Origin of the sequence: Polaribacter sp. Q13 (assembly GCF_016858305.2) — a bacterium.
Classification (GTDB): Bacteria; Bacteroidota; Bacteroidia; order Flavobacteriales; family Flavobacteriaceae; genus Polaribacter.
The window spans coordinates 638,188-650,284 of record NZ_CP074436.1; the positions used below are offsets into that span (position 1 = coordinate 638,188).

Sequence of the window (12,097 nt, forward strand, 5' to 3'; positions counted from 1 at the left end):
CCTTTTTTAATGCTAAAGTTTCAATATAAGAACCAATCTGCCGCAAAAAAAATCTCTTATCTAATGCAATTCTTGATAAAAAAAATCGAATATTTTATCCAAAACTCAAACAAAATACTACCAAAAGAAACTAAAAGCAAACAAATCTATTTCCCAATACAAAAATTCCCAAAAATATGCCCAAGGATATCCTTATCAACATCATACTCACCAGTAATATTACCTAAATGACGCAAACACTCTCTAATATCGATAGAAAACAAATCAGTTCCAATTTCTAGGTCAATACCTTCTTGTACAGAAGAAATAGCGATTAAAGCGTTGTTTAGCGCTTCAAAATGACGCGAATTGGTTACAATCGTTTCGTTGTTACTCAAAGCACCAATATTAACCAAAGAAGTCAATTCGTTTTTGAGTTCTTCAATTCCGGTTTTGTTTTTAGCAGAAAGTAGAATTAAATTCTCGATTTCAGATTGTAAAATAGACGAATCAGAACAAGATAAGGTATCAACTTTGTTGGCAATCACTAATAAGCGCTTGTTAGGGAAGCGAGTTTTTATAGTTTCTATTTCATCTAAAAATTCGTCACTAGAGTAGGAGTACTTATTAGAATCGATTAAGAAAATGATCAACTGAGCATTCTCTGCTTTTTCGTACGCTTTTTTAATCCCGATACTCTCTACAATGTCTTCCGTTTCTCTAATTCCGGCAGTATCAATAAAACGGAAAGCAACACCATCAATAATCATTTCGTCTTCAATAGCATCACGAGTTGTACCAGCAATATCAGAAACAATGGCTTTTTCTTCGTTTAAAAGTGTGTTTAATAAAGTAGATTTCCCCACATTTGGTTCTCCGATAATAGCAACCGGAATTCCGTTTTTCATCGCATTTCCAAAAGAAAAGCTATCAATTAAACGCTTTAGAACAAAAGTAATTTTTGCAACCAGTTCTTTAAACTTCGTTCTGTCTGCAAACTCTACGTCTTCACCAGAAAAATCGAGTTCTAACTCAATTAAAGCAGCAAAATCTAGTAATTGCACACGTAAATCTTTCAATTCATTGGTAATTCCACCACGCATTTGCTGAATCGCCATTTGGTGACTTGCAGCCGAATTAGAAGCAATAACATCGGCAACAGCTTCGGCTTGACTTAAATCCATCTTGCCATTTAAAAAAGCACGCATGGTAAACTCACCATTATCAGCCATTCTGCAACCATTTTGTAAAAATAACTGAATAATTTCTTGCTGAATAAAGCTAGAACCATGACAAGAAATTTCAACTACATTTTCTCCAGTATACGAATTCGGATTCTTAAAAATAGATACTAAAACTTCATCAATAAGGATATCATTTTGTACAATATGCCCTAAATGAATGGTGTGCGTTTTCTGATTTTTTAAAGTTTTTCCTTTTTTAATCGATTTAAAAAAAGCATCAACTATAGTTATAGCATTTTCACCAGAAAGTCTAATTACAGAAATAGCGCCAACACCAGCAGGAGTTGCCAAAGCAATAATAGTATCGTTATTAATCATGTTGCAAAAATACGTAAAGATTTTTACAGAAAAATAAAAGCTGAACACAAATTGTATTCAGCTTTTTAAGCAATAGGGAAGGGGGTATACTAAAAGTTCTTAAGAAACTTCTTTGTCCGCAACTTTATGAATATCTAAGCTTTGGTTTGGTAAAATCTCCAAAGTTCTCATAGGGAATGGTATACTAATGTTTTCTTTATCAAACGCTTGTTTAATTTTTATAATAGCATCACTCTTAGCTTTTAATTTTTCTAGTGCATTTTTAGAATCTACCCAAAATCTGCATAAAAAATTAATAGAACTGTCTCCAAACTCGGTATAATAGAACTCCACATTTTTATTTAATTCATTTTGATTAAAATTAGTAGAAATAACCTCTTTTGTTAAAGATTCTACCTTTTCTAAATCGGCACCATATTCTACACCACATGTAATAGATATTCTCATTTTAGTAGTTAAAGAATAATTTTTAAAAGGGTTTTCTAAAATGGTTTTATTGGGTATGACCACCATATTATTATCAGCCTCTCTAATTACAAAGTAATTTAAATTAATATCTATTACTTGGCCAGAAAAACCGTTAGTTTCTATCCAATTACCAATATTTAGATTTTCTCTAAAAGATAAAACAACTCCAGAAATGGTGTTAGACAAAGTACCTTGCAAGGCCAAACCAATTACAATACCAGATACACCAGCTGCAGAAATAATAGCCTTTAAAGTATCATCAAACTTTAAAATTGTCATTGCCAAATATAAACCGGTTAAGAATATAAAGGCAGAGGCAACTCTAGAAACTAAGTTTCTTACCGATTCTTGTTTAATTTTTTTACCTAAATTCTTAGTAATAAAAGTATTGATAGCTCTCGATGCAAAATAAGCTATAAATATTACCACCAAAGCAATGGCTATATTGGGTATGTTTTTTATAAAAATGTCTTTCCAGATTTCTAGTTTGTTTGTTATTTTATCCATGTTTTGTTTTAAAGTTTAATATTGATTATTTTATCTGTTTATTAAAAATAATCACTATTTCACAAAACTACTATCTAACACATCGCTAGTGTTTTTAGACCATGCATTTAACATCCAAGAAGATTTTTCTAACTCTCTAATATAAGCTCCTATTAAATCTACAGTACCTTCGTCTTCAGCTATATTTGCTTTTTCTATAACTCTAGAAAGCTGATTTAAAATAATATCCTGGTCGTTTTTTAAAATGTCTACCATTTCTACGTCTGTTAATAACGGACTCGATTCTTTAATGTTAGAAACCTCTATATAATCAGATAATTTACTAATTGGGTGGTATTTTAAGGTTACTATTCTTTCTGCAATATCATCAATTTTAATTTTGGTATCATTATACATGTCTTCAAACTGATTGTGTAATTCGAAAAAGTTTTTACCTAAAACATTCCAATGAAAATTTCTTAATTTCTGATAATACACTTGGTAATCTGCCAAAAGCACATTTAATTCTGTTACAACTGGTAATACTCGGTCTTTGTCAATATTTAAGTAATTCATAATTTTATATGTTTTTAAGTTCCATACAAAACTACAAGCAATGCTCAATTAGTCTTTGCTCAAATGGAGTATATCTTAACTCAAATACTTATTTAACAAAAAATTAATAATTAAAAAGCGGTAACATAATTGGTTAATTATCGTCTAATGAATACCAACTAAAACTTTAATTATAAAAATGAAAGAAGACAAACAATTATTAGTTCTAACACATTTAAGTCAATTATTAGATTTTGTAACCGTCATAGGCGGCTTTGTCGTTCCGTTAATTTTATGGTTGACAAAAAAGGATGAAATTTTTGGAATGGACGCACACGGAAAAGCAATTCTAAATTTTAGAATTTCTATGTTTATCTATATTTTAATTTGTATCCCTTTAATTTTTCTTTTTGGATTAGGAATTTTAGGGTTCATTGTAATCGGAATTTTCTATTTAATTTTCCCAATTATAAACGCCATAAAAGCAAGTAATAACGAACCAATTAATTACCCGTTTAGTATCACTTTTATAAAATAGAAAAAGAAGAAAGTAGTGTGTTAAAATCGTCTTTTTTTAGGGCGATTTTTTTTTTGTAATATAAGTGTAAGTAAGTTGGGCGTTCCCTAAAAAGGGCAGGCTTTCCACTATATCTTTTTGCGAAAAACAAAAAGGATGTCGTTGCAATCCTTAACGCATAAAAATATAGACTATAAGAAAAATTGATAGTTTATTTTTAGATAAGTATTTTTAGTTTTATTTACTTATAATTCAATTAGTTGTGTATTTTATATAAACCTTTAGTTTAATCTATTTTTTTTGGTTAGTTGTGGTGTTATAAAATGTTAATTTCATTTTTAAGTACAATTAAAACCATCTAAATAACTTTTTAATTACCAAAAAAGAAGCTCCTGTTTTATTTAAATTTTTATAATATGAGAAGATTATATGTTCTTTATAATGTCTTCATATTCGTAAAAGAAGAGTTCAAATTTAGGCATGGTTTCCATGTAAAATTCAAAACAATCTCTCCAAGAATTTTTATTATACACACTAAATTTACCTTCGAAAGGAACATAGATTCTATGAATTATTTTACCACTTTCTAGTTCATATGCATCATTAAAAATTACTTCAGGTAACTCAGTTTCTAGCAATGTTTTTAAAGACAACATTTGGTCGTAATAGAGTAAATTTACCAACTCATCTGGGTTTTCAATATCTATACAAACCATTGCTTGTTTTCTTTCGGCAACAAATTTAAAAGAGAAACCCTTAATTTTAGTATTGTACAATAACCATTTTCTAGGAAAAGATTTCCCAAAACTAGTCCAAAAATCTTTTCGTAAAAGCGCTGCTTCTTCTTTAGAGAACATTCGTTATTTTTTATTCGGTGTAAATATGTGAACCTTTTCTGTGCTAAAACCAGTAGAAAACCAGGTTCTATAATGTAAAAGATCTGTATTAAAATTGGTAGAAAGTAGATTGCCTATTTCTTCTAATTTAGTATAGTTAAAATCAGTATTCGTTTTATCAATACTTAAAACTAAACCAAAATTATGGTCTTTTGGTACGCTGTCATCCCATTCATTTAAGGTGCCTATCTTAAATGGCCTACTAACATTGTAATCAATTCCGTTAAAACTTAGTTCTGCAGATGCTCTTTCATCCTCAGTAATAAATGTCATTTGAGGTAATGATAAAACCGAACTTAATTGCTCACAAAATTCTTTTAAACTTAAATCTACAAAAGTAGAAAAGTGTTCAATTTTAGAAATATTATCTATATCCATTTTTAGAGTTTATCCGTGTATTTTGGCCGTATTACCACGTTCTTTCATCAATTCGGCTTCAAAAGCTAATAAGGCATTCCATTTTTCATTAACAATCTCTTTGTCTTGGTACTGACGTGCAAATTGTAAAAAAGTAGTATAATGTCCTGCTTCAGAAATCATTAAATTATTGTAAAATTTAGACAATTCTTCATCTTCCATGTTTTCAGAAAATACTTTAAAACGCTCGCAACTTCTAGCTTCAATTAAGGCAGCAACTAACAAACGCTGAATTAAAGCATCTGTTCTGTCTCCTGTCTTTTTAAAGAATTTTTGTAATCGGATCGCATAATCATTCTTTTGCTCACGCCCTAAAACCATTCCGCGTTTTACCATTAACAAATGCACCATTTTAAAGTGCTGCATTTCTTCAATAGCAATATTGCTCATTTCTTTTACCAACTCTGTTTCTTCAGAATAATTAATGATAATAGATACAGCGTTAGAAGCCGCTTTTTGCTCTAAAAAGGCATGATCTGTAAGTATTTGTTGTAAATTATCTTTAGCAATTTCTGCCCAAGAAGTTTCGGTTTCGAATTGTAATCCTAACATAATTATTTATATTGTTTTTTGTAATCCCATACCAAAATAAGCCAAAGCTTTAATTTCTTTAACACTTGCCAAACGTTCGTTTCCAAATATTAAAATTCCGTTTTTGGTAGCAGAAATATGATATTGTTTATTGCTTTCAAAAAACAAAATTAATTCATCTGTAAAAAATGCTCTAATTTTTTCTTCATTTTTTCCTGCTAAATAAAAACGTTTGCTAAAATCTGGATGATTTTTTACATCAATATCTTTGTAACCTGCAAATTCTAAGAGATATTCAAAAATACCTTCTTTATCTAGTGTAAAATGAGGAACCGGATGTAATGGATGAATATGTAACATAGTTGCTTTTATCATTTGCTTTGCAAACATAGCTCCTTCGGTAAAATGGACGTCAAAAATAGTACAATCTTCATTAGAAAGTACGTTAGAGACTTTATCTATATTACGAGTCTTAAAATAACCAAAAGTGGGTAGTTCTTCCATTTCTAGGGCAGAATTTGCATAATATTTCCAATGCATTTCTTCACTAATATTCTGAATCGATTTTTGTCTTTTAGTTAAAACACGTTTTTTAGGAAGTGCTTTTGTAGGTAAAGATTTACGTAATGCAAATGGATGTTCACTTCCAGATTTAGAATCGTCTAAACCTATTACCTCAAAATGCCCACCTTTTCTATGAAAAGACGCAGCATAATTACTCATGTTTTCCATTACAGAATGATCTACAAACTCACATAAAGAAAAATCTATAATAGCTTCTTCGGTTTCTGGTATTTGGTCTAACTTGGTTTTTAGCTTTGTATAGTTTAAAAAACTAGAAAAATTCTTAACACTTACATAGTATTTATCCTCTTCTTCAAACATTAAAATATTTGGTTTTAAAACGTTTTTTATAAATAATAAGATATTTTTATTTATAACAACATGAATGATAAATGTAATTAAAATACCTACAATAATACCTGTAATTAAACTGGTTAAAATAGTTGTAAATAAGGTAACTAGAAAAATAATTAATTGCTCGGAACCGATACTAAATACTTTCTTAATGTTTTCTGGTGATGCTAATTTATATCCTGTATAGACTAAAATAGCAGCCAAAGCTGGTAATGGAATTTTACGCAATTCTGTGGCAAATAACAAAATAAAAGCAACCAAAAAAGCCGCATGAAAAAAGTTTGCAGATCTATTGGTTCCTTTATTATTAACGTTTACAGAACTTCTTGCTATTACCGTTACTACATTTAATCCGCCTAAAAAACCGCTAATAACGGTGGCTAATCCTAAAGCACGAATGTCTTTATTTACATTAGAACGTCTTTTTAAAGGATCTAATTTATCAACAGCTTTAATACTTAGTAAACTTTCTATACTTGCAATTAATGTAATTGCTATTACAGCACTTATAAAGTTGGCATGATAAATTTTACCAAAATCGGGAAAAGCAAAATTTGATAAAATGTCATTAGGCAATGCAATTAATAGGCTTTTATGAATGGGATAATCAGACGCAGAAACCAAATCATAATAATAATACATACCTACACTTAATACTACAATCCACATAGGTGCAGGAATCAATTTTAAATATCGATTTCTTATTTTTCCATAAAATATCATAATCAATAAACTTCCTATTCCTACCATTCCTGCATAAAACATGCTAGAATTATCTGTTTTTATTAAATTTAAGAGGCCTTCCGGAATTTGATATAAGAGTTGTACAATGCTTCCTTTGGCGTCTAAATTACCAAACATTACATGAATTTGCTTTGCAAATATTCCGATACCAATAGCAGCCAACATACCCTGTATGGCAGAGGCAGGAAAGAAATCTCCTAAAGATCCCATTCTTAGAAAACCAAGAATAATCATAATAACTCCAGAGAGAACTACGGCGGCTAATGTATATAAAAAACCTTGGTGCATGTCTCCTTCACCCAAAGTGGTAATTGCACCCAAAATAACAACCACTAAACCATTTCCAGGTCCTGTAATGGTTACGTTAGATCCTCCAATTATAGATACAACAATACCACCTATTACGGCAGCAATAACACCAGAAATAGGTGGCGCTCCAGAAGCTAAAGCTAAACCTAAACCTAATGGAAGTGCAATTAAGGAAACTACAAAACCAGAAAAAAGGTTTTGAGGTACATCATTTATAAACGTTTTAAAAGTATTTTTTTTCGGCATCTATTTAACAATTAAAACATCGGTTGGTAATTGAGATAAAATATACTCAAGATCATGAGGGAATATTCTATCGAAAAACCCAACTTTATTGGGTGCATTCATAATTAACAAATCGGCTCTTTTTACTTTAGCGTAATGCCCAATGGAATAGCCTCTTTTTCCAAAAATACTCTGAGTTTTTATGTTGATATCAGTACAATTTATATCTTTTAAAATGGTTTTTACGCGTTGTTCTTCTCTTGTTTTTAATCGTTCTTTAGTTATCGTTGCTTTTCTTAAAGTTTTATCATCACTCACTTTTACGTGTAATTCATTCTGACTAACTTCTTCTACAATGGTAATTTTAGTACATTTTAGTCGCTTGGCAACTACAAAAGCGGTTTTAATAGTTTCTTCTGTTCTTTCATCTTTTAGCCCATTTACTACAATATGTTTGCAGGGAACTCTAATTAAAGAAGGTTTAATAAGTAATAAAACAGAACAAGGTGCCTTTCTAGTAATTTTTCTGGCAATAGATCCTACATAATATTTTAATAAATTTTCTTTTTGAAGTGCTCCTAAAATAAGTAAGTTAATGTTTTCTGTAGCACAAGTTTCAAGAATTACATCTACAGGATTCCCTTCTTTCCAAATAGCTTTAAACGAGTTCTTTAAAGGATCGGCTGCTGCTAAAAGAGCGGTTAGATCTACTTTTTTTTGACGAGATTTTGGTCCAACATGCACGCCAACTAATTCAGCATCAAATAGATTAGCCAGTCTTACGGCTTCAAATATATTTGCTTTTAAATTTGGAGAAAATGCAATACCAATTAAGATTTTGTGAATATTTTGCAAAAAATAGGTTTAAAAGTTAACTTTTTGGCACAATATAGTAAACTTTAAAAGAAAGAAAAAAACTATATTTTTTATTTTTATCATGCCTAAACATTCTTAAATTTACATTTAAATGAATTTTTAATAAATGATAGAATTAGCAGGTATAATTATTTTAGGAATATTATCACAATGGGTAGCATGGAAATTTAAAATTCCTGCAATTTTACCTTTAATTTTAATTGGTTTGCTAGTAGGGCCAATTGCAGCTGAATTTTTAAGTAGCGACGGTACAAAATGGATAGAGCCAATTTGGAACGGCGAAAAAGGACTTTTCCCTGGAGAAAGTTTGTATTACTTTGTGTCTTTAGCTATTAGTATTATTCTTTTTGAAGGTGGTTTAACTTTAAAAAGAAGTGAAATAAAAAATGTGGGTCCTGTTATTACCAAACTAATTACGTTGGGGTCTGCAATTACTTTTTTTGGAGCAGGTATTGTGGCGCATTATGTTTTTAATTTAGGTTGGGAACTTTCTTTTCTATTTTCTGGTTTAATCATCGTTACTGGTCCTACTGTAATAACTCCTATTTTAAGAAACATACCTCTAAAAAAAGACATTTCTACGGTTTTAAAATGGGAAGGAATTTTAATAGATCCAATTGGTGCGCTGGTTGCCGTATTGGTTTTCGAGTTTATTAGTGTAGATGGTGGAAGTGGTTTTACAAAAACGGCCTTAATGGAGTTTGGTAAAATATTACTTTTTGGAACCACTTTTGGGTTTACGTTTGCACACGCATTAGCTTTTTCTATTAATAAAAAAATGATTCCTCATTATTTACTAAACGTAGTTTCTTTATCTGCCGTTTTGTTGGTCTTCGTTTTATCAGAATTGTTTGCTCATGAATCTGGTTTATTAGCAGTGGTAGTAATGGGAATGGTTTTAGGAAATGGAAAGTTGGCCAATTTAAAAGAACTCCTTTATTTTAAAGAATCTTTAAGTATTTTATTAATTTCAATCTTATTTATTTTATTATCTGCCAATATAAATATAGAAGATTTACTCTTGTTATATACTTGGAAAACTGCAGCGCTTTTTGCTATTGTAGTTTTTGTAATTAGACCTTTAGCTGTTTTTACAAGTACCAGAAAATCTAAATTAAAATTCAACGAAAAGCTATTTATAAGTTGGGTTGGGCCTCGTGGAATTGTTGCCGCAGGTATTGCTTCATTATTTGGAAGCAAGTTAATTAAACAAGGAGTAGAAGGAGCGGAGTATATTACGCCTTTGGTTTTTATGATTGTTTTAGGAACCGTTTTATTTAATGCAACCACGGCAAGATTATTTGCAAAAATGGTAGGTGTTTTTCTAAAAAGTTCTGATGCTATTTTAATAGTAGGTGCTTCGAGTCCGGCTAGATTAATTGCTAAATATTTAACCGACAATGAAAAAAGAGTTATTTTGATAGATTCTAACAAAAACTTTATTCAAAAATCTTTAAAAGCAGGTTTAGAAGCTTTTGAAATAGATATTTATAACCAAGACTTAACCGATAATATTGAATTAAATGACGTAGGTTATTTAATAGCAATGACCGGAAGTGAAGCCGTTAATAAGTTTGCAGTAGACAGTTTTTCTGAAAATTTTGGAGAAAAAGGGGCGTATAGGCTAGCAACTTCAGAAGAGATTTTAAGAAAAAATATAAGCATAGATGAACAACGAGGTTTCTTTACTCCTAAAGACGATTATATAAATTTAAGTGAAGCGTTTAGAGACAATCCTAAAATTTATGAAGTTGAAATAGAAACAGAAGCAGATTACAATACAATGACAACCAAATTGTTTAATGAATTAAAATCGGTGCTTTTATTTGTAAAGAAAGATGATAAATTATACCTAATGTCAGAATTTGAAAAAGAACAGTTGGCAAAAGACAATTGTACATTAATCTATTTAGGTAAAAATGTAGAAGTTATTAAGCCAAATAAGTAGACTCAATTTCTTTCGCATTCTTAATAATAGCAGCAGGATACTTATATAACTCTAGAATTTTAATTGCATTCCGAGTTTTTAATTTTCCTGCTTTTAGTTGATGATCAAAAAAGAGGTTATTATGCTCTATTTGTTCACTAAAGTGATATAAATCGTAATTTTCTTTTACTAATAAATCTGTTAATTCAATATCGTGTGTAGAAACTAAAACGGTATGTTGCTTTTTATTTAAATAAGATAAAATAGCTTTTCCACCAGAAATTCTTTCGATGGTATTGGTTCCTTTAAAAATTTCATCCAGTACAAATAAACAAGGGTTTTCGTCTTTGGATGCATCAATTAATTCCTTAACGGTAAGTACTTCTTGTAAATAATAACTGGTGTTGTCTAGCAAATCATCGGTAATTCTAATAGAAGAATATATTTTGTAAAAAGGAGCGGTATAAGAATCTGCAAAACAAAGATGAAGCGTTTGTGCTAAAATACTATTAATGGCAACAGTTCTTATAAAAGTAGTTTTACCAGACATATTAGACCCGGTTAAAAGCATGCTTTTTTGTGATAAAAACACATCATTGGGAATACAATTTTCAATTAAAGGATGTTTAAGGTTGGTAACCTTTAATTCATTATCATTATTAAAAGTAGGCGTACATATTTTTAAACCTCCAGATTTTAAAGAAGCGGTAGAAATAGCAGCATCAATTTCGCCGATAAAAACAAATAAGCTTTCTATGCTTTTTCTTTCCTTACTAATAGCGTCTAAGAAACTATAAAACACTAAATACTCTACATTAAATAGTATTTTTATCATTTCTGCTAAAAACCAAAAAAAGAATAAATATTCATCTGTAACATTCTTTTCAAAAGCAATAAATTCGGTTTTTAGTTGAATAGATTTTATGCTTTCAATAAAAGAAATGTCTTTAAAATGAGCCACTATTTTAGGGTTTTTTGCCAATTTATTGCTCACTTTTAATGCGCTAGATAATTGCGTTACACCATTTAAATAATAGGCAACGTTGTACTTATTTTTATAATGAAAAAATAGGTTTGCAGAAAAAACAGGCACCAATAAAAGACTAAATATTGGATAGAAAAATAAAAGTATAATTGATAAAATTGCAGTAATTGTTAAACCTCTAACAATCCATAAGTATTTTGGTTTTTCTAATGGTTTGTCATTGATCAATTCTTCTAAATAATAAGAATCATTATTGTTTAATTTAGACAATTCTAACTGACAAGAAACACTTAAATCTTTGTCTTTTTGAAACAAAGTAGTTAATTCATCAAATTTTAATAGGTCTTTAAGAGTACCAATGGTTCTTAATTTAAAATATAAATATTGCTGACCAATTTTAGAAGAAGTTCGGTCTACAAACTTAAAAATGTCATCAATATCAAAATCTATTTTACTTTTTTCTGATAAAATATGATATGCTTTTTCTTTATGAGCATTGTTCTCAAAATATTTTCCAATGACAAAAAAGTTAAAGTATTCGTCCTTTTTTAGATTTCCCCAATTTTTATAAAGTAATGCGCTCCGTTTTTTTAAACGCTTTTTTTTATTGAAGTTGCTAACTATAAACCAGAGAATAAAAATAACAGCAATACATAAAAAATAATTCATGGTTTATAGAGATTATTACATTTATAAGTAGCT

At 29.6% G+C, this 12,097-nt stretch carries 11 protein-coding genes; 2 read left to right on the plus strand and 9 right to left on the minus strand.

Annotated elements, in window-relative coordinates; genetic code table 11:
- Positions 1 to 146 precede the first annotated feature (146 nt).
- The 3 genes from mnmE to JOP69_RS02430 form a co-directional block, all read right to left on the minus strand.
- Positions 147 to 1,541, minus strand: a complete 1,395-nt coding sequence (gene mnmE / locus JOP69_RS02420; RefSeq protein ID WP_203393031.1) for a tRNA uridine-5-carboxymethylaminomethyl(34) synthesis GTPase MnmE — start codon at positions 1,539 to 1,541, stop codon at positions 147 to 149.
- A 99-nt stretch (positions 1,542 to 1,640) separates the two neighbouring features.
- On the minus strand, positions 1,641 to 2,516 hold the full coding sequence (locus JOP69_RS02425) for a mechanosensitive ion channel family protein (protein WP_203393030.1): 876 nt from the start codon (positions 2,514 to 2,516) through the stop codon (positions 1,641 to 1,643).
- Between the two features lie 54 nt (positions 2,517 to 2,570).
- On the minus strand, positions 2,571 to 3,071 hold the full coding sequence (locus JOP69_RS02430; RefSeq protein WP_203393029.1) for a Dps family protein: 501 nt from the start codon (positions 3,069 to 3,071) through the stop codon (positions 2,571 to 2,573).
- A 178-nt stretch (positions 3,072 to 3,249) separates the two neighbouring features.
- On the opposite strand from JOP69_RS02430, the gene JOP69_RS02435 reads away from it, so the two are divergent.
- Entirely contained in the window at positions 3,250 to 3,588 is a 339-nt protein-coding gene (locus JOP69_RS02435; RefSeq protein ID WP_203393028.1) for a DUF4870 domain-containing protein, read from the plus strand.
- Positions 3,589 to 3,992: 404 nt separating this feature from the next.
- Here JOP69_RS02435 and JOP69_RS02440 read toward each other — a convergent pair whose 3' ends face one another.
- The 5 genes from JOP69_RS02440 to JOP69_RS02460 are packed head-to-tail and all read right to left on the minus strand — an operon-like array spanning position 3,993 to position 8,462.
- Positions 3,993 to 4,424, minus strand: coding sequence for a DUF4268 domain-containing protein (locus JOP69_RS02440; RefSeq protein ID WP_203393027.1), 432 nt, complete (start codon positions 4,422 to 4,424; stop codon positions 3,993 to 3,995).
- Positions 4,425 to 4,427: 3 nt separating this feature from the next.
- The gene (locus JOP69_RS02445; RefSeq protein ID WP_203393026.1) at positions 4,428 to 4,841 is read right to left on the minus strand and encodes a hypothetical protein; all 414 of its coding nucleotides are present in this window, start codon (positions 4,839 to 4,841) and stop codon (positions 4,428 to 4,430) included.
- Positions 4,842 to 4,850: 9 nt separating this feature from the next.
- Positions 4,851 to 5,432 (minus strand): tRNA-(ms[2]io[6]A)-hydroxylase, encoded by a 582-nt coding sequence (locus JOP69_RS02450; RefSeq protein WP_165731051.1) that lies wholly within the window; start codon positions 5,430 to 5,432, stop codon positions 4,851 to 4,853.
- Between the two features lie 6 nt (positions 5,433 to 5,438).
- A complete protein-coding gene (locus JOP69_RS02455; RefSeq protein WP_203393025.1) occupies positions 5,439 to 7,628 on the minus strand; it encodes a SulP family inorganic anion transporter in 2,190 nt (729 codons plus the stop codon).
- Positions 7,629 to 8,462, minus strand: coding sequence for a universal stress protein (locus JOP69_RS02460; protein WP_203393024.1), 834 nt, complete (start codon positions 8,460 to 8,462; stop codon positions 7,629 to 7,631).
- A gap of 127 nt (positions 8,463 to 8,589) precedes the next feature.
- Here JOP69_RS02460 and JOP69_RS02465 point away from each other — a divergent pair, with 127 nt between their 5' ends.
- On the plus strand, positions 8,590 to 10,431 hold the full coding sequence (locus tag JOP69_RS02465) for a sodium:proton antiporter (protein WP_203393023.1): 1,842 nt from the start codon (positions 8,590 to 8,592) through the stop codon (positions 10,429 to 10,431).
- On the opposite strand, the gene JOP69_RS02470 is transcribed toward JOP69_RS02465, so the two are convergent.
- Complete coding sequence (locus JOP69_RS02470; RefSeq protein ID WP_203393022.1) at positions 10,415 to 12,064, minus strand: DNA mismatch repair protein MutS; 1,650 nt, start codon at positions 12,062 to 12,064, stop codon at positions 10,415 to 10,417. The genes JOP69_RS02465 and JOP69_RS02470 overlap by 17 nt on opposite strands.
- Positions 12,065 to 12,097 lie beyond the last annotated feature (33 nt).

Bases quoted from the DNA above. Each gene is read 5' to 3' on its own strand.
- mnmE (WP_203393031.1), bottom strand. From the start codon at position 1,541: ATGATTAATAACGATACTATTATTGCTTTGGCAACTCCTGCTGGTGTT.
- JOP69_RS02425 (WP_203393030.1), bottom strand. From the start codon at position 2,516: ATGGATAAAATAACAAACAAACTAGAAATCTGGAAAGACATTTTTATA.
- JOP69_RS02430 (WP_203393029.1), bottom strand. From the start codon at position 3,071: ATGAATTACTTAAATATTGACAAAGACCGAGTATTACCAGTTGTAACA.
- JOP69_RS02435 (WP_203393028.1), top strand. From the start codon at position 3,250: ATGAAAGAAGACAAACAATTATTAGTTCTAACACATTTAAGTCAATTA.
- JOP69_RS02440 (WP_203393027.1), bottom strand. From the start codon at position 4,424: ATGTTCTCTAAAGAAGAAGCAGCGCTTTTACGAAAAGATTTTTGGACT.
- JOP69_RS02445 (WP_203393026.1), bottom strand. From the start codon at position 4,841: ATGGATATAGATAATATTTCTAAAATTGAACACTTTTCTACTTTTGTA.
- JOP69_RS02450 (WP_165731051.1), bottom strand. From the start codon at position 5,432: ATGTTAGGATTACAATTCGAAACCGAAACTTCTTGGGCAGAAATTGCT.
- JOP69_RS02455 (WP_203393025.1), bottom strand. From the start codon at position 7,628: ATGCCGAAAAAAAATACTTTTAAAACGTTTATAAATGATGTACCTCAA.
- JOP69_RS02465 (WP_203393023.1), top strand. From the start codon at position 8,590: ATGATAGAATTAGCAGGTATAATTATTTTAGGAATATTATCACAATGG.
- JOP69_RS02470 (WP_203393022.1), bottom strand. From the start codon at position 12,064: ATGAATTATTTTTTATGTATTGCTGTTATTTTTATTCTCTGGTTTATA.